This is a genomic window from Mycolicibacterium sp. XJ870 (genome assembly GCF_053483975.1).
In genome coordinates, this window is sequence record NZ_JBEFTI010000003.1 from 88,099 (window position 1) to 104,668 (window position 16,570).

Annotated in this window: 16 protein-coding genes and 1 riboswitch; of the genes, 10 read left to right on the top strand and 6 right to left on the bottom strand. The window is 66.4% G+C overall.

From position 1 onward, the window contains the following. Positions 1 to 2: 2 nt before the first annotated feature. On the bottom strand, positions 3 to 1,271 hold the full coding sequence (locus tag ABQF30_RS15335; RefSeq protein WP_448465156.1) for a Glu/Leu/Phe/Val family dehydrogenase: 1,269 nt from the start codon (positions 1,269 to 1,271) through the stop codon (positions 3 to 5). After that, on the bottom strand, positions 1,268 to 2,614 hold the full coding sequence (gene gabT / locus ABQF30_RS15340) for a 4-aminobutyrate--2-oxoglutarate transaminase (RefSeq protein WP_448465158.1): 1,347 nt from the start codon (positions 2,612 to 2,614) through the stop codon (positions 1,268 to 1,270). Before gabT ends, ABQF30_RS15335 begins: the two co-directional genes overlap by 4 nt. 111 nt (positions 2,615 to 2,725) lie before the next feature. On the opposite strand from gabT, the gene ABQF30_RS15345 reads away from it, so the two are divergent. After that, positions 2,726 to 4,195: a PucR family transcriptional regulator gene (locus ABQF30_RS15345; protein ID WP_448465160.1), complete on the top strand. Its 1,470-nt coding sequence runs from the start codon at positions 2,726 to 2,728 to the stop codon at positions 4,193 to 4,195. Between the two features lie 2 nt (positions 4,196 to 4,197). Here the strand turns inward: ABQF30_RS15345 and ABQF30_RS15350 are convergent, their stop codons facing one another. From ABQF30_RS15350 to ABQF30_RS15360, 3 genes are all read right to left on the bottom strand, one after another. Then, positions 4,198 to 4,998: an acyl-CoA thioesterase gene (locus ABQF30_RS15350; protein ID WP_448465162.1), complete on the bottom strand. Its 801-nt coding sequence runs from the start codon at positions 4,996 to 4,998 to the stop codon at positions 4,198 to 4,200. Continuing rightward, entirely contained in the window at positions 4,995 to 5,612 is a 618-nt protein-coding gene (locus tag ABQF30_RS15355; protein WP_448465164.1) for a TetR/AcrR family transcriptional regulator, read from the bottom strand. Before ABQF30_RS15355 ends, ABQF30_RS15350 begins: the two co-directional genes overlap by 4 nt. 63 nt (positions 5,613 to 5,675) lie before the next feature. Next, positions 5,676 to 6,815, bottom strand: a complete 1,140-nt coding sequence (locus tag ABQF30_RS15360) for an acyl-CoA dehydrogenase family protein (RefSeq protein WP_448465166.1) — start codon at positions 6,813 to 6,815, stop codon at positions 5,676 to 5,678. 112 nt (positions 6,816 to 6,927) lie between these two features. Here ABQF30_RS15360 and ABQF30_RS15365 point away from each other — a divergent pair, with 112 nt between their 5' ends. The 9 genes from ABQF30_RS15365 (at position 6,928) to ABQF30_RS15405 (ending at position 15,289) form a co-directional block, all read left to right on the top strand. Beyond that, on the top strand, positions 6,928 to 7,236 hold the full coding sequence (locus ABQF30_RS15365; protein ID WP_448465168.1) for a hypothetical protein: 309 nt from the start codon (positions 6,928 to 6,930) through the stop codon (positions 7,234 to 7,236). Beyond that, positions 7,220 to 8,215, top strand: coding sequence for a CobW family GTP-binding protein (locus tag ABQF30_RS15370; RefSeq protein ID WP_448465170.1), 996 nt, complete (start codon positions 7,220 to 7,222; stop codon positions 8,213 to 8,215). Before ABQF30_RS15365 ends, ABQF30_RS15370 begins: the two co-directional genes overlap by 17 nt. Then, positions 8,212 to 9,219: a WD40 repeat domain-containing protein gene (locus ABQF30_RS15375; protein ID WP_448465172.1), complete on the top strand. Its 1,008-nt coding sequence runs from the start codon at positions 8,212 to 8,214 to the stop codon at positions 9,217 to 9,219. The genes ABQF30_RS15370 and ABQF30_RS15375 overlap by 4 nt, the downstream gene beginning before the upstream one ends. Before the next feature lies 1 nt (position 9,220). Continuing rightward, positions 9,221 to 9,577: a hypothetical protein gene (locus ABQF30_RS15380; protein WP_448465174.1), complete on the top strand. Its 357-nt coding sequence runs from the start codon at positions 9,221 to 9,223 to the stop codon at positions 9,575 to 9,577. Next, positions 9,538 to 9,727, top strand: a riboswitch (cobalamin riboswitch). It overlaps the preceding gene by 40 nt. Positions 9,728 to 9,745: 18 nt before the next feature. Then, positions 9,746 to 11,287 (top strand): ABC transporter substrate-binding protein, encoded by a 1,542-nt coding sequence (locus ABQF30_RS15385; RefSeq protein ID WP_448465176.1) that lies wholly within the window; start codon positions 9,746 to 9,748, stop codon positions 11,285 to 11,287. A 2-nt stretch (positions 11,288 to 11,289) separates the two neighbouring features. Beyond that, the gene (locus ABQF30_RS15390; RefSeq protein WP_448465178.1) at positions 11,290 to 12,048 is read left to right on the top strand and encodes a class I SAM-dependent methyltransferase; all 759 of its coding nucleotides are present in this window, start codon (positions 11,290 to 11,292) and stop codon (positions 12,046 to 12,048) included. Between the two features lie 4 nt (positions 12,049 to 12,052). Beyond that, positions 12,053 to 13,003 (top strand): ABC transporter permease, encoded by a 951-nt coding sequence (locus ABQF30_RS15395; RefSeq protein WP_448465180.1) that lies wholly within the window; start codon positions 12,053 to 12,055, stop codon positions 13,001 to 13,003. Then, complete coding sequence (locus tag ABQF30_RS15400; protein ID WP_448465182.1) at positions 13,000 to 13,815, top strand: ABC transporter permease; 816 nt, start codon at positions 13,000 to 13,002, stop codon at positions 13,813 to 13,815. Before ABQF30_RS15395 ends, ABQF30_RS15400 begins: the two co-directional genes overlap by 4 nt. Then, positions 13,808 to 15,289, top strand: coding sequence for an ABC transporter ATP-binding protein (locus ABQF30_RS15405; protein WP_448465184.1), 1,482 nt, complete (start codon positions 13,808 to 13,810; stop codon positions 15,287 to 15,289). The genes ABQF30_RS15400 and ABQF30_RS15405 overlap by 8 nt, the downstream gene beginning before the upstream one ends. Here the strand turns inward: ABQF30_RS15405 and ABQF30_RS15410 are convergent. Then, entirely contained in the window at positions 15,256 to 16,464 is a 1,209-nt protein-coding gene (locus ABQF30_RS15410; protein WP_448465186.1) for a cytochrome P450, read from the bottom strand. The genes ABQF30_RS15405 and ABQF30_RS15410 overlap by 34 nt on opposite strands. Positions 16,465 to 16,570: the final 106 nt, after the last annotated feature.

Consider the following 16,570-nt stretch of genomic DNA (forward strand, 5'->3'; position numbering starts at 1 on the left):
TCCTAGGGGTAGAGGCCGCGCAGTTGCGCAGCCAGGGCCACGCGTTCGACGGCGAGGCAGGTGGCGGTGGTGCGTAAAGGCAGGTTCAGCTTGGCGGCGTGCGCGGACACCTCGTCCCACGCGGTGAGCATGCGCTCGGCCAGTCGCGACTCGACTTCATCGGCCCGCCACCAGTAGGCCTGATTGGCCTGCACCCATTCGAAATACGAGACGATCACGCCACCGGCATTGGCCAGGATGTCCGGTACCACGAGCCGTCCGGCATCGTTGAGCACCAGATCAGCCTCCGGTGTGGTGGGGCCATTGGCGCCTTCCACCACGACCCGGGCTCGGATGCGGTGCGCGTTGCCGGCGTTGATGACGCCTTCGACGGCGGCCGGCACGAGCAGATCGACATCGCGTTCGAGCAGGTCGGCGTTCGAGATCTCAACGCCGCCTGCGGAACCGACCACCGATCCGGTTGCCGCCACATGCTCCTCGAGTGCGGGGATATCCAGGCCGCCGGCGTTGGCGACGGCACCGTACTGATCCGACACCGCGACCACCCGAACCCCCGCGTCGTGCAGGAAGCGGGCGGCATGTGAGCCGACTTTGCCGAAACCCTGGACAGCAGCGGTTGATCCGTCGACGGTGATGCCGCGCGACCGCAGCGCGGCCAGCGCCACATGCACCACACCGCGCGACGTCGCGGTCGCCCGGCCGAGCGAGCCGCCGAGACTCACCGGCTTTCCGGTGGTGACGCCGAGAACGGTGTGGCCCTTCTGCACCGAGTAGGTGTCCATCAGCCAGGCCATGGTGTTCTCATCCGTGCCGACGTCCGGGGCCGGGATGTCGTGGGCCGGCCCGATCAGCGGGCTGATCTCACTCGTGTAGCGGCGGGTCACCCGTTCCAATTCGGCACTGCTGTATTGACGCGGGTCGATGCGCACGCCGCCTTTTGCGCCGCCGTACGGCACGTCGAGCAAGGCGCATTTCCACGTCATCCACATCGCGAGTGCGCGCACCTCGTCGAGGGTGACGTCCGGCGAGTATCTCAGGCCACCTTTGGCGGGTCCCCGGGACACGTTGTGCTGGACGCGATGTCCGATGAACAGCTCGATGTCACCGTTGTCGCGGCGCAGTGGCACGCTGACCGTGACCTCCCGGCGCGGGGTGGCCAGGACGTTGTACACGCCGTCGTCATAGCCGAGGATCGTCGTCGCCTCGCGCAGCTGCGCGCGCGCATCATCGAGCGGCCCCAGCGAAACCGCGGGCTCTACGGCGAGGGTCATGCGTTCTCCCGGAATGCCGCAGCAAGGATGTCCAGGCCCTCGTCGAGCAGATGGTCGGGCATCGTCAACGGCGGCAGGAAGCGCAGGACGTTGCCGTAGGTCCCGCAGGTCAGAACCACCAGGCCCTGCGCGTGCGCGGCTGATGCGATCCGTTTGGTCAGATCGGCATCCGGTTCGCCGGTGCCGGGCTTGATCAGCTCGATGGCGACCATCGCACCGCGGCCACGCACGTCGCCGATACGCGGATCGTCAGCGGCGAACGCATTCAGCCGGCCGATCATGGTGTCGCCGATCTGACGGGCCCGGGCGAGCAGTCCGTCGCGTTCGATGGTGTCGATGACCGCCAGTGCGGCCGCACATGCCAGCGGGTTGCCGCCGTAGGTGCCGCCGAGCCCACCGACGTGAGGCGCGTCCATGATCTCGGCACGGCCGGTGACCGCAGACAGCGGAAGACCGCCCGCGATGCCCTTGGCGGTGACGATGAGATCGGGCACCACGCCGTCGTGCTCGCACGCGAACATCGCTCCGGTGCGGGCGAATCCGGTCTGCACCTCGTCGGCGACGAACACCGCGCCTGCCTCGGTGCACCAGTTCTGCAGGGCGCGAAGGAATCCCGGCGCGGGCACGATGAAGCCGCCTTCTCCGTGGATCGGTTCGATCACCACGGCGGCGACGTTGTCGGCGCCCACCTGCTTGTCGATGAGATCGATGGCCCGGGCTGCCGCGGCGGCGCCGTCGGTTTCGCCGTCGCGCAGCGGGTATGACGCCGGAACCCGGTACACCTCACCGGCGAATGGTCCGAATCCGTGCTTGTAGGGCTGGTTCTTGGCGGTCATGGCCATGGTGAGGTTCGTCCGGCCGTGGTAGGCGTGGTCGAACACCACCACGGCCTGCCTGCGGGTGTGAGCACGCGCGATCTTGACGGCGTTCTCCACCGCTTCGGCCCCGGAGTTGAAGAGCACGGTGCGCTTGTCGTGGTCGCCCGGTGTGAGCCGGTTGAGCTCCTCGGCGACGCGTACGTATCCCTCGTAGGGCGTCACCATGAAGCAGGTGTGGGTGAACGCCGCAACCTGCTGTGTGACCGCGTCGACGACGGCCGGCGCACTGTTGCCGACGGTCGTCACGGCGATGCCCGAGCCGAAGTCGATGAGCTGGTTGCCGTCGGCATCGACGAGGATTCCGCCGCCCGCGGCAACCACGTAGGCGGGAAGCGTCGTGCCTACGCCGCGCGCCACCGCGGACTCCTTGCGGGTCTGCATCTGCTGCGAGATCGGCCCCGGGATGGCTGTGACCAGACGGCGTTCCTGGGTGATGGCCGGTCCGGCAAGCTCCGCGATGGTCATGGACTCCTCCTGATGGTGCGCTGTGTTGCCGCTCACGTTAGAGACGTCGGGCATATCCGGGCATGACATAAGCGCACAATTGCACCGTGCTTCAGTGTGCAAAACTGTCCTATGGTCTCCGTCGCCGCCGTCCTGTCGTCGGATGCCCTCGGCTTGCGAGGGATCCATGTCTGCCGTGCGGACGCAGACGTCCGCTGGGTGGCGACGAGTGAACTGACCGATCCCACGCCATTCCTGGAGGGCGGCGAGATTCTGCTGACCACCGGTCTGGATACCGCGCACTGGCACGCCGAGTGGGACGGGTACGTGCAGCGCCTTGCCACCGCGCACATCGCCGCGATAGGGCTGGGCGCCGGGCTCACCTACACGAAGACACCGGCCGGGCTGATCAGCGCTTGCCGCCAGCACGGTGTCAACCTGTTCGAGGTGCCACAACGCACGACGTTCGTAGCGGTCAGCCGGCACGTCGCCCAGCTGCTGGAGGAGCAAGAGTCCGCGACGGCGCGGGACACGGTCAAGATGCAGCGACGCTTGATCTCGGCGGCGGCCAAATCCGATCCGACGACCGCGGTGGTAACCACTTTGGCCCAGGCTCTCGGCGGCGCCGCATGTTTGGTGGCCCCGGCCGGCCGGGTGATCATCGGGCCGGTGGGACCCCGGCGCGCCGACTTCCCCCTCGACGAGGTTGCCGAGGATGTCCGACGGTTGCAGGCGCACGGATTACGATCGGCCGCCGGGCAGTCACGTCCGGCGCTGTCGATTGCCGTGCACCCCATCGGGTTACGCGGCAGGCCGTCGACGTATCTTGCGGCGATGGGCCCGACGCGACTCTCCGACGGTCAGCGCCAGGCAGTGACCACCGCGGTGGCTGTGCTCGGCCTCGTCGACGAGCAGGAGCGCACGAGGGCCACCACTCGCAGGCGGATGCGGAGCCGGGCAATCGAGCTCATTGCCGGGAACGACGCCAGAACAGCACAATTGGTGCTTGAGGTGGACGGCCCCGGCCCTGCACTGCCCGAGCGGATCCGCATACTGCGGGCGACCGGAACCGAGGCCGATATGGACGACGCCATGGCGGCGCTCGAACTGCGGGGTGCCCTGGTCGGCACACACGCCGGTGAACTGTGCGCGGTGATCACACCTGCGCAAGCCGGCGCGATCGGCACCCGGTTGACCGAGGCCGGGTTGCTCGTCGGAGTCGGCGACGCCGTTGCGCTCGATGCGGGTCTGGCCGGCTACCGCAGCGCCGGTCTGGCGCTCGCCCAGGCCACCGAGACCGTGGCACTGGTCGTGTGGGACCGAGTCATCGGCGACGGGCCGCTGGGCCTGATCGATCCGGACCGGGCCATGGCGTTCGCCGAAACATGGTTGCGGAACCTGGATTCCGAACAGTTGGAGACATTGCGCTGCTTCTTGCGGCACCACGGATCACGGCTCAAGGTCGCCCAGGAGCTCGGGCTGCACCGCAATACCGTACGCAACCGGCTCGACGCCATCGAGGCGGTGTTGCCGGGCAAACTCGACGACCCGCAGACCCGGGTCAGCGCGTGGATCGCCCTGCAGTCGCTACCCGCGCAGTGACCTCAACCCTTGAAGTACACGAACTGATGACTGGTGGCCAGCAGTGCGCCGGTGCGGCTCCACAGGTGTGCCGTCTGGTCGAAGTAGCCACGTGAAAACTGGTGCGCGCGAGCAGTTCCGAGGATGAAGTCGTCGCCCTGCGCGGCCAGGTCGTCTTCGCAGGCATGGAAGTACACCGTGAGGGACACGGTGCCTGCCGGCAGGTACTGGCCGCGTCGCAGGAACGCCCGTGGGTAGAAGATGTCGCTGACGGCGGCGAGCGCCGCGAAATCCATTGGCCGGGCCGGACTGTTGCGCGCCCACAGCGTCGTGGTCGAGTTCCCGCTCGGGCCGCCATCGGCGTCAGGAATCGCGCCGTCGACGAAACGCATGTCGTAGTTGTCGAACCATGCCGCCCCGAACGGCGAACCCGCTCGCTCGATCCCTTCGGGGGCCGGCGCCTGCGGCGGTGCGATCTCGGTGTCGGCCCAGGTGTCACGCCGCAGCCCGAACACCGCGGTGGCCGTCGTCTTGACTTCCTCGTCCTGTTTCAGCTCGACGATCCAATGCTGATTGGAGCGGTTGGTGCGCACCGTGCGCGTCTGTATATCGAAGTCCCCGTCGACAATCGGAGCCAGGTAGTTGACCGTCAGTGCCACCGGCTGGCCATGCGCACCGGGCTGGCTTTCGATCGCCCGCACCAATGTCGCGGCGGTGATACCACCGAACGGGCCGACCATGTTGGCCCACTCCGGCACGGTGCGCCCACGCAGCCAGCCGTCGCCGATGGGTTTGAGGTCGATACCGTCGTCAAAGGGGTTCATCCCGGCTCCTTCTCAGTGGGGCGGTTCTGTTGATCGATTGCACTGTCGACGAGGGTGCTGATCACCTCGTCGGAACTGACGTCACACAGCCACATCGACGGCGCGTCGGTGCGGTTGAGCATCGCGGCCCCGTGCAGGGCGGTGGACAACGCGGCCGCCACCCGGCCGGTCTGCGGCCTGGTGCCGGAGCGGGTCTGACAGCTGGCCAGCGCGCGGGTGAGCACGTCGAGGGCCTCGCGGGCGGCCGGGGTCATGCGGGTCGCCTGCGTCATCACCGCGTACCGCATCGGGTACTGCTGGGCATAGGCCACGTAGGTTGCACAGCCCCGCAGCAGCCGGTCTCGCGGCGTCGTCTCCTCCGCAGCACCAGCGCGGATCTCACTGACCACCTGGCGCCAGCTACGTTCGACGATGCCGACCATGACCGCGTTGCGATCCTCGAAATGGGCATAGATCGCAGGGGCCGAAATACCTGCGGCGCAAGCAATTCTGCGCAGGGTTACCTCCGCCTCATTGTCCGCGGCATCAAGCAGTGCGGTGGCGGCTACCAGGATCTCCTCGCGCAGCAGCGCACCAGAGCCTCTGGCGTTCCGCTTTCGGGACGGACTGGTCATGCACCGAACTTTACAAGCGTAAATAAACGGTTGTAAATTCGGCCCTTCAGGCGGCCGGTGCGATTATCCGCTTCGCTTCGCGGCAGGCGGTGAGTAGTTCGGCTTGCCGAGGCCGAGTCCGTGCTGGGCGATCATGTTGCGGAACACCTCCAGCGTGCCACCGTAGATACCCGTCGGTCCGGCGAGCCGGAAGATGTACTCGACCCCGTTCGTCAGCGCACCGGACGGACCGAGAATGTCCATCAAATCCGGCGAGACGTCGCGCATGGTCTGCGCGATCGCGACCCGCCCGTACATTCCCGGCGTGCTCATCGCCGCTTCCATCCGCGCAACACCACGACCAAACCGGTAGAGCGCCGCCTCGTCGTCGGGCAACTCGGCCGCGATCCGATCTGCCGCTTCGGCCATCAAGGTGATGTGTTCGGTCATCGTCGCAATATGCTGCAAACCCTGGCTGTCGCGGTCGAACGTGCCGTGCTCGACGTCAAGAGCGCCGCGTAGCACCGCCCACCCGCCGTTGACCTCACCGATCCGATATCGGTCACTGATCCGGACGTCGCTGTAGTAGGTGATATTGGTGCGGTCGCCGTCGACGGTGCGGATGCCCTGGATCTCGACGCCCGGACTGTCCAGGGGGACCAGGAACATCGTCAAGCTTTTGTGCTTGATGGCCTCGGGGTCGGTGTTGGTCACCAGAAAGACGTACTGCGCGTTGTGTGCGTTCGACGTGAACATCTTGGAGCCGTTAATGATCCAGCCCTCGCCGTCGCGCACCGCGCGGGTCTTGCAGGTGGCGACGTCCGAACCGCCCTCGGGTTCGGTATAGCCCAGGCACAGCCGAAGCCTGCCGGCCAGCACCCCGGGCAGCACCTCCTCGATCAGTTCGGCGGAACCGAACCGCTCGACCGTGTGCGCCACCATGGCAGTCGTTCCCCAGTGGAACCAGGGCGTGTGCGCGCGGCCGATCTCGAGGTCCCAGATACGACGGCGCACGGCGCTGAAGCCGCCGTCGGCCTCGGAGCGGTAGTCGCCGGCCAGATACCCCGCATCGGCGAGCGCGAGATGCACTGCCTCATCGAAGTTCTCGCCCGTCTCCCGGTCCCGGACGATGACCTCATCGGTGACGACACCAGCGAGGAAGGCCCGCAGCTCGTCCTGGAACTGCTCGTCCTCGGCGGATAGCTCGACACGGGAGAAATCCATGAGATCACCGTGACACTTTCGTTGGTACTTGTAAAGCGCTGAGCCCTTGAGACCGGCACCGCGCAGCGTGTTATGTTAATGACAATCATTTTCACTAAGGAAAGGTTGCCGAGTGCCCAGTCTGGTGAATCCCGGCGGGATGGCGCCGCCGGCCATGCCGAAGGCATCCCCCGAGCATGTCGACGACCTGAAGGCCGTCGTGCGCACGACCATCGGGCTGTCACTCGACACCACTGTCCTGATCCAGCAACTCGCCTGCACCGAACCGGGGTGTCCGCCGGTGGAGACGGTCGTCGCGGTCCTCTCCAGCAGCAGGACCATCTGGAAACTTCCCATACCCACTGCCGATATCGCTGTCGCTGACCTGCGGCGCGTCATCACCGAGCACCCGGAAGGACACGACCATGCCGACCACAACTGACGAGCGGGTTCCCGTCACCGTCATCACCGGATTTCTCGGCGCGGGCAAGACCACCCTCGTCAACCGGATCCTCACCGAGCAACACGGCAGACGGATCGCGGTGATCGAGAACGAGTTCGGTGAGGTCGGTATCGACGACGCGCTCGTCCTCGATGCCGAAGAAGAGATCTTCGAGATGAACAACGGCTGCATCTGCTGCACCGTGCGCGGCGACCTGATCCGCATCCTCGGGGCGCTGATGCGTCGTCGTGACCGCTTCGACCACATCCTGATCGAAACCACCGGTTTGGCCGACCCGGCTCCCGTCGCACAGACGTTTTTCGTCGACGACGAAATCCGAAGCCAGTTGCGGCTGGATGCCATCGTCACAGTGGTCGACGCCGCTCACGTCCTGGACCACCTCGACGAGGTCAAGCCTGTCGACGTCGAGAACGAGGCGATCGAGCAGGTGGCGTTCGCCGACCGGATGATCCTCAACAAGACCGACCTGGTCAGCGTCGATCATCTGACCAGCGTGGAGGCGCGTCTGCGCACGATCAACGGCGGCGCCGACATCGTGCATTCCCAGAATGCCAAGGTCGATCTGGACCGAATCCTCGACGTCGGGGCCTTCGATCTGCAACGCGTCCTCACCGACGACCCTGCCTTCCTCGAACAGACCGACCACCAGCACGACCAGACCGTGACGTCGGTCGGCATCCGTCTCGACGGCGATGTCGACGTCGAAAAGCTCAACTCATGGCTGGGAGAACTGTTGTCCACCAAGGGTGTTGACATCTTCCGCAGCAAGGGCATCCTGGCGTTGGCCGAGCAGTCCCGGCAGTACGTCTTTCAGGGCGTGCACATGCTCTTCGACGGCACCGAGGGCAGGCCGTGGCGTGACGAGGAATCCCGCACCAACCGGCTGGTGTTCATCGGCCGCAACTTGGATCGCGACGAACTCGAGTCCGGTTTCCGGTCCTGCCTGGTGCCGCAGTGAGCCCGTCCGTACTGGCCGGTGATACGTGGCGCATCAATGTCGACGACGCCGTGGCCGCGCTCGCGGCCTCGGCGCAGGGCCGGATTGCGGTCGCAGGCGCCGAAGGTTCGGTGACAGTGCTGGCCGCCGACGGAGTCGTGGAGTTCCGGCGTGAGATTTCGTTGGGCTGCCTGGCCATCGCATGGTCCCCGTCCGGCGACCGCCTCGCCGTCGGTTCGATCCACGGCGTCGACATCCTCGATTCCACGGGCGCCGTCATCGGCGGGAGACACGGCGGCTGGTGTTCCTCGGTGTCATGGAGTTTCGACGGAGCGCGACTGGCAGCGGGGGTCGGGCGGACAACCGTCGTCCTCGACTCCGCGGGCACCGAGTTGTTCAAAACTGCCCATACCAGCACAGTGACCGGGGTCGCCTGGATCAACCGACGGGTGGCCAGTGCAGCTTATGGCGGCGTGCACATCCACCCGGTCTCCCGGTCTGCAGCACCGGATGTGTTGCCCTTCAAAGGATCTCTGCTCGCGCTTGCGGTCAGTCCTGACCGGCGCTGGGCCGCAAGCGGTAATCAGGATGCCACCCTGCATGTTTGGCGCGTCGGTCGTCGCGGTGACGAACTCGAGATGTCGGGTTATCCGACGAAGATCACCACGTTGGCCTTCTCCCCCGACTCGGCATTGCTCGCTTCGGGCGGCGGAACCGACGTCACGGTATGGGACTTCACCGGGCGCGGCCCGCGCGGCAGCACACCACGCATCCTGAGTGGACGCGACGGAGCCATCGCGGCGATCAGCTGGTCGGCCGATGGGAAGCTGGTCGCCGCGGCAGGTGAGGACGGCCATGTGGCGGTCTGGGCGCCCCGCCACGCAACTCCGGGGCGTCGGCAGGCCCCGGTGGATTCACTCGTCCGCGAGCCCGGAGCCACGGCGGTGGGTTGGGATGCAGCCGGCCGACTGCTCGCCGGTTGGGCAGATGCCACCGTTGCGGCACACGTGGTCGCGAGGAGTTGAAATGAATTCCGCAACAGTTGGTTTCACGGCGGCCGTCTGCAGCCGCTGCACCGCGGCGGGACCAGTGCTCGACGAGTTACGGGCAGCGGTCCGGCGCGCACCACACGGCATGCTGGTCTCCACCGGATGCCTGCTCGACCAGCTCAGCTGCGTGGGTCGTGCCGACGGCACGATGGTTCTGGTGCAACCGTGCGCAAGTGATCGCACACCTACCGGCCCCGCAGTGATGTTCGGGCCGATCGCCACCGCTGAGGCTGCCGATGAACTGCGCAAGTGGATTGACCGCAGGGAGTGGGCGCGGCATGCCGACACTACCGGTAAGCTGCGGATCGCCGTGGTGAACGGGAAGCCGGTCTGATGCCGGCGCGGCCCTCGCCACTGTAGCCGTTGAGTACGGCGCCCCTTGCGCAGCAGCGACACCTGCTGCGGGCCACTGGGAAACCGGGAAGGCTCGGGCGCCGCGCGATGACACGGAAGCCAGGAGACCGGCCACGGCGCGCTATGTCCACGAGGGTTTGGAGTAAGCATGACGCTCGATGCTGCCTGGTCACAGGCATTGACACGACGACGGTTCCTCGGAGCCGCTGCGGGCCTCGGCGGGGCGGTCGCACTGGGCGCTTGCGCGCCGAGCACGCAGCACGGTTCGGCATTCACCGCGTTGTATGAGGGCGCGGGTTCGTCGGAGTCCATCGACCCCGGGGTGGCGACGATGTTCGTCGACGAGGCACGCCTCAAGCACCTTTACGACGGCCTCTTCGAGGTCGATTCGACCATGACGCCCGTGCCGCGTCTGGCGACCGCGGCCGACCCCAACAACGACGGCACCCGCTGGCGCATCAGCCTGCGGGAAGCCACCTGGCATGACGGCAGTCCGCTCACCGCCGACGACGTGCTGTTCACACTGACACGCATCCTCGGTCCGCAGAACGGCGCCTCCCCCTACCTCGCCGCATCCACGCTCGCGCAGATCGACCTCAAGGCCTCACGGGCCGTCGACCCACAAACGCTGGAAATCGCCTTGTCAACCGCCTCTTTCGACCTTCCGACGCTGTTGGCCTCCTATGGAACCCGGATCGTCAAAAACGGCATTACGGATTTCTCCCGGCCGGTGGGCACCGGCGCGTTTCGGTTCGAGACATTCACCCCGGGGCGCGAGTTCGTGGCGACTCGGTATGCCGACTATTGGGGTGAGCAGCCGGGTGTCGAAGAGTTGCGCATCCTCAGCGCCGGTGCCGAGGCCAGGCTTTCAGCGTTGCGGGGCGGACAGGCCGATTTCGCCGACAATCTCTCCCCTGGCGCCGTCCGAACCCTCCACGGCGCCAAGGACATCACGGTGCACGCCGCACCCGACTCCGGAATTCTGTACCTCGCGATGAAGACCGACCGCGCGCCATTCAACAATCCTGATGTGCGCCGCGCGATGATGCGCATGATCGACCGCGAACAGCTGGTGACCGTGGCCCTCGAAGGCGTCGGAGAGGTCTCCGACGACATCTTCGGCCGAGGGTACCGGTACTACGCCGACGATCTCGAACCACACCGCCACGACCCCGACCTGGCGCGCGAACTTCTCCGACGTGCCGGGCACTCCGATCTCACCTTCGAACTTTTCGTCGCGCCGGTGTCACACGGATTCGTCGAAGCCGCACAGCTTTTCAAGGATCAGGCCGCCACGTGCGGCGTGACCATCCGGGTCGTCATCGGATCCAAAGACACCTACTACACCGAAGCACTCAAGCGCGGTGACATGACCATGGGGCAATCCGGGCCGTTGCCCATCCCCTATCACTTCGGTTCGCGACTCCTCAGCAATTCTCCGAAGAGCTTCACCCGGTGGGCCGACGCCGAGTTCGACGGACTCTACCGCCAGGCTCAGTTGACGCCGTCCGATGAGCACCGCACGCGGATCTACCACCGAATGCACGAAATCCTCCACGACCGTGGCGGTTTCATCTTCTGGGCGACCACGCCATGGCACACCGCCCATGGCTCCGGCTGGCAGCAGACCCCGACCGGAGTGCCGAACTCCCTGGACTGGGCACGATTCGACAACACTGTGAAGGAGTGACGATGACCCTGACGACCGAGTTGGCCCAGCAGTGGCTGCAGCGCTGGGACCGGCAACAGGAGTACTACATGCCGGACCGGGAGGAACGGTTCGACGTCGTGATCGACATCGTCGAAGAGGTCGTCGGGCGGGCCGATCCCCTGGTAGTGGATCTCGGTGTCGGCCCCGGGTCCCTAGCGCAGCGACTGGTCAGCCGGATCCCGCAGGCGCAGGTGGTCGGAGTCGACGCCGACCCGTTGTTGATCGGGCTCGGCACCACCGCCCGCCCTGACGACCGAATCCGAACCGTCCTGGCCGATCTGCGCGAGCCCGGCTGGTTCGACGCTCTCGACCTCGACCGTGCACCCGATGCCTACGTGAGTTCGACTGCGCTGCACTGGATGAACCGCGCTCCACTGCAAGCGCTGCTCCACCGGTGCGGTGCCACCATTGCAGCCGGTGGAGTGTTCGTCGACGCCGACCACCTCTACGAGGGGCCCGACGGGGCCGCCCTCGACGAGTTGGCGCGGGCGTTGACCACGCGGCGCGCGGCCCGACAGGGGAACCGGGCGAATGAGGATTGGGAGCAGTGGTGGACGGCGGTCGAAGCCGCACCCGAACTGGCCGGTTTGGTGCGGGAACGAAACGGCGGCTTTGCCCACGTCGTCGACGACCGCCCCACCGTGCATGACTACCTGGATTTCCTGCGCTCGGGCGGGTTCCGTGAGGCGGGCATCTTGTGGCAGATCGGAGACGACCGGGTCATCGCCGGCCTCGCGTAATCGGATGGGGTTCTGGCGCTTCGTTTTCCGGCGCGCACTGATCGGCCTGCTGCAGATGGCGATCCTGCTCGGGCTGATCTTTGCGTTGTCCCTGCTCATGCCGGGCGACGCCGCGGATGTGCAGAGCAGCGACCTCACCAGTGCCGCGCAGCGGGACGAGACGAGGGCGGTGCTCGGCCTGGACGTCGCGCCGCTGCAACGCTTCCTCACCTGGTGTGAGCATGCGATCACCGGCGACCTCGGAATGTCCTATGCGCGTGGTGAACCGGTTAGCTCCGTGATCACCGAACCCTTCCTGGTCTCGGCCGTGCTGGCCGCCCTCACCACGATACTGTTGATACCCATCGGATTCGGTGCCGGGTTCCTTGCCGGACTGCGGCCCGGATCGTTGTGGGACCGGATCATCACCACGATCAGCGTCGCCTTGGATTCCATACCCGACTTCGTGCTCGCCGTGGTGCTGATCGCGTATCTGGCCCTCGGGTTACGCCTGTTCCCTGCGACATTCGTCGGCGTCGGGCTGCGCGAGGCCATGACTCACCCCGCGCATCTGGTCCTGCCGCTGACCGTCATGGTCGCGCGCATCAGCGCACCGCTGGTCAGGTTGGTGCGTGCCGGGGTGATCGACACCATGACCGCGCCGTACATCGTGGCGGCCCGCCGCCACGGGGTGCCGCGCTGGTCACTGTTGTTGCGCCACGTCGCACCCAACGCGCTCGCACCGGCCATGCAGGATCTCGGCCGCACCGGCGACAGCCTGCTGTCCGGCGTGCTGGTGGTGGAGGCGATCTTCGTCATGCCCGGCGTCGCAACGACTCTGCTCGATGCGATCGGCAACCGGGACCAGCCGGTCATACTCGCCGTCCTGCTGATCACCGGGCTTGCCGCGATCGTCATCAACGGCCTCATCGACCTTGCCGGCGCTCGCATGGTGCCTAGCCGGGCGCGAGCATGATGCGCCTTGTCCGGTGGGTCGCCGGCATGCTCGTCGCCGTACCGCTGGCCGTCGCGCTCATCGGACCGTTCATCGCCCGCTACGCACCACAGATACCCCAGGCGCCGTTCGGACCTTCGACGTGGTCCTGCTTCGGCACCGACCGATTGGGCCGCGACGTGCTTGCGGCTGCCCTGACCGGTGGACGCCCGATGGTTCTCACGGCCGTACTGACGGTCGCGGCTGCCTATGCCGTCGGATTCTGCCTCGGAATTTCCGCTGCCGCGGCCCGCAGGTCGTGGATAGAAGACATCATCATGCGCCCTGTCGACGTATTACTGTGTCTTCCCGCGCTTTTGGTGGTCATGGTAGCCGCGTTGCGCTCCGACGGATCCGGTGTGGCCATTGCGGTGGCGGTCGGCTTCATGCTGGTGGCCCCGATAGCCCGGTTCGTCCGGATGGCGGCGCGCAGCGTCGTGCAGAGCCCGGCGATGGACGCCCTACGGATGCAGGGTGCCGGGCCCGGCGAACGCTACGCGGGTTATGCCCTACGCCATCTGGCCCGACCGGTCGCTGCTGACATCGGCGTCCGGTTCGTCGCGGCCGTCTATGTGCTGACGTCGGCGAACTTCCTTGGCATCGGTTTCGACACCACGTCGACCGACTGGGCGGTATCCGTCGCCGCCAATAAGGACGGAATGTCCAGCGCGCCATGGTCGGTGTATCTGCCCGCCGCCCTCATCGTGTCACTGGTCCTCGGACTCAATATCTTGTGCGACATGATCCTCGCTGATCCCGTGCGACGAGAATTGCGCAGGCTGCAGCATGCCTGAATCGCCGCTGATGGCCCGTGGGCTGCGGGTGACGGTCGGACCGCACTGTCTGGTCGACGGTGTGGATCTCGACCTGCACGCCGGCACAATCACCACCCTCGTCGGACCGTCGGGCGCGGGCAAAAGCACCATCGCTGCCGCGGTCGCCGGAACCTTGCCTGCCACGCACCAGGTGACCGGGGCCGTCGAGCGATCGGGGCGGGTCGGCTATCTCCCGCAGGACGCTGCCGCGACGCTGAATCCCGCCCGCAGGATCGGAACGGCTCTCGGCGAACTCGCCGCTATCCATGGCGCGCCGCCGTCCGGATTCGCCCACCGACGGAAGTGGACACGGCGACGGGTCGCTGAGCTGTTGAGCCAGGCGGCTTTTCCCGTCGACATGGCGCACCATCGGCGCTACCCGTTCGAGTTCTCGGGCGGGCAGCGGGTGCGGCTGGCGCTCGCCGCGGTGCTGGCCACGAGGCCCGATGTGCTTGTTCTGGACGAACCCACCGCCGGACTCGACCCGATCAGCCGCGCCGAATTGATCGGAGTGCTCGACGGTTTGCGCCGTGCCGGCCGAACCATCCTGCTCGTCACCCACGACGACGCCGTCGCTACAGCAGTGGCAGATCGGATCATCGGAGTCGTGGACGGGCGACTCACGACTGACGCCGCCGCACCGCCATCTGAGCCGGTTCGAGCGCCATACCTCCGGGGCGATCTGGTCCTCGAGGTGTCGGCCGTTGCGGTACGCCGTAACCGGACCGACCTCGTGCAAGACGCCACATTTGGTGTCCACGCGGGTGAGCTCGTCGCGGTGGTCGGAACCTCCGGGGCCGGCAAGACGACGTTAACGCGCGCCATCGCGGGACTCGAACGGCTTTCGGCCGGTGCAGTCATCGTCGACGGCGTTACCTATCCCCCGCTGCGATCACGCACCCGTCGACAGCTGGCCGCCGTGCAGTACGTGTGGCAGGAGACCCGGGAGACGTTCGACCGCACCAGGCCGGTGCTCGGCCAGGTGGCACTGACGGCGATCCGGCTGCGTGGACTGAACAGCCAGGACGCCCGCGCCGAGGCCGTGGCCGAACTCGTCACTCTTGGGCTCACTGCCGACGAAGCGTCTCGGCCGCCCGACGATCTGTCCGGTGGTCAACTACGCCGGGCGGCACTGGCGCGTGCACTCCTCGCGCACCCCACGGTGCTGCTGTGCGACGAACCCACGGCTGGCCTTGACCCGAGAACCGCCGACGTTATCTTCACCCGCCTCGACGAGTACCGCAGGACCCGCCGCGCGACAATTATGTTGTGCAGTCATGATTTTCGGGCAATCTCCCATCGTGTGGATCGCATTCTGGTCCTCACCGATGGGGCCCTGTCAGACGACGTCGCAGTGTCTGCGCTCGAGCAGCCCTCGATATCGCCTGGTTTGCAGCGCATCCTTGCAGCAGAGCGCAATCACCAGGTGATCGGCAGTTCCTCGATACCGTAGATCTCCTTGTCGGTCTGGAACTTCAACTGCTCCAACGGAACCGCCAGCCGCAATCCGGGCAATCGGCGTACCAGCGTAGTCAGGGCGATCTGCAGTTCGGCCCGCGCGAGGTTCTGGCCGAGGCACTGATGCACGCCGTAGCCGAAACCGAGATGCCCACGCCCGTTGCGGCTGGTGTCGAAGGCGTCGGGGTCATCGACGAAGGTGGCGTCGAAGTTGCCGGCAGGGAGGTTCATCAAGACTGTCTCACCGGCCCGGACCAGCTGACCACCGATGGTGAGATCTTCGAGGGCGACGCGATCGATGAGGCTGTGCACGATGGACAGATAGCGCATCAGTTCCTCGACAATGGCAGCCTCCGCCGCCGAGTCGTCCGTCTCACGCAACCGCGTGGCGTCGTCGGGATGCTGCAGCAGAGCCAGCGTGCCCAGAGCGATCATGCTGGCGGTGGTTTCGTGACCGGCGGTCAGCAGCAGCAGCCCGTCCATGGCGGCGGTTTCGCGGTTGAGCGCTCCGGTAGCGACGTGGTCTCTGATCAGCCGGCTCATCAGATCGTCGCCCGGTTCGCGTTCCTTGCGCGCCACCAGATCGAGCATGTAGGTGAACAACGCCAGATTGCACGCGGCCTGCTGTTCCTCCGATGCGGTCGAATCCAGACCGGCGGCACTCTGCTGCTGGAAGAACTCGTGATCCTCATACGGAACGCCCAGCAGCAGGCAGATCACCAGTGACGGGACGGGGAGGGCGAACGCACGCACCAGATCCACCGGCGGTCCGTCGGCGATCATCTGGTCGAGAAAGCCGTCGACCATCTCCTGGATCTGCGGGCGCATCTCTTCGGCGCGGCGAAACGTGAAGTCTCGGGTCAACATTCGACGCAGCCGCTGGTGCTCCGGATCGTCCATCCGCGGGAAGATCGAGGGGACATTGTCACCCGTGGCCGCCACCTCGTACATCTTGGTGTCGGCACTGAGGCGCTCATCGACCAGCGCCGCCCGGATGTCCTGATACCGGCTGATCATCCACACCGGTTTGCCCTTCCACAGCGCCCGCTGCAACCCATCGGACTCCCGCCACTGCGAAAACTCCGGTGGAGGCTCCAACGGGCATCGGGGTGCACGTGGCGCGGGAATGCATGGGAGCCCGGGGGAGACATCTGAAACGAACCTGGTCATCGGCATTCCTCGCAATGCTCGCGGCCCATAACAGGCAGTCGACTGTCAGTTGTTCAGAGACTATGAGCGGGAATACTGGCAGTCAACTGTCAGTTATCCTGGCGCC

What these genes read in the sequence shown, in the direction of transcription:
- ABQF30_RS15335 (WP_448465156.1), bottom strand. Translation starts at nt 1,271, where the DNA reads ATGACCCTCGCCGTAGAGCCCGCGGTTTCGCTGGGGCCGCTCGATGAT.
- gabT (WP_448465158.1), bottom strand. Translation starts at nt 2,614, where the DNA reads ATGACCATCGCGGAGCTTGCCGGACCGGCCATCACCCAGGAACGCCGT.
- ABQF30_RS15345 (WP_448465160.1), top strand. Translation starts at nt 2,726, where the DNA reads ATGGTCTCCGTCGCCGCCGTCCTGTCGTCGGATGCCCTCGGCTTGCGA.
- ABQF30_RS15350 (WP_448465162.1), bottom strand. Translation starts at nt 4,998, where the DNA reads ATGAACCCCTTTGACGACGGTATCGACCTCAAACCCATCGGCGACGGC.
- ABQF30_RS15355 (WP_448465164.1), bottom strand. Translation starts at nt 5,612, where the DNA reads ATGACCAGTCCGTCCCGAAAGCGGAACGCCAGAGGCTCTGGTGCGCTG.
- ABQF30_RS15360 (WP_448465166.1), bottom strand. Translation starts at nt 6,815, where the DNA reads ATGGATTTCTCCCGTGTCGAGCTATCCGCCGAGGACGAGCAGTTCCAG.
- ABQF30_RS15370 (WP_448465170.1), top strand. Translation starts at nt 7,220, where the DNA reads ATGCCGACCACAACTGACGAGCGGGTTCCCGTCACCGTCATCACCGGA.
- ABQF30_RS15380 (WP_448465174.1), top strand. Translation starts at nt 9,221, where the DNA reads ATGAATTCCGCAACAGTTGGTTTCACGGCGGCCGTCTGCAGCCGCTGC.
- ABQF30_RS15385 (WP_448465176.1), top strand. Translation starts at nt 9,746, where the DNA reads ATGACGCTCGATGCTGCCTGGTCACAGGCATTGACACGACGACGGTTC.
- ABQF30_RS15390 (WP_448465178.1), top strand. Translation starts at nt 11,290, where the DNA reads ATGACCCTGACGACCGAGTTGGCCCAGCAGTGGCTGCAGCGCTGGGAC.
- ABQF30_RS15395 (WP_448465180.1), top strand. Translation starts at nt 12,053, where the DNA reads ATGGGGTTCTGGCGCTTCGTTTTCCGGCGCGCACTGATCGGCCTGCTG.
- ABQF30_RS15400 (WP_448465182.1), top strand. Translation starts at nt 13,000, where the DNA reads ATGATGCGCCTTGTCCGGTGGGTCGCCGGCATGCTCGTCGCCGTACCG.
- ABQF30_RS15405 (WP_448465184.1), top strand. Translation starts at nt 13,808, where the DNA reads ATGCCTGAATCGCCGCTGATGGCCCGTGGGCTGCGGGTGACGGTCGGA.
- ABQF30_RS15410 (WP_448465186.1), bottom strand. Translation starts at nt 16,464, where the DNA reads ATGACCAGGTTCGTTTCAGATGTCTCCCCCGGGCTCCCATGCATTCCC.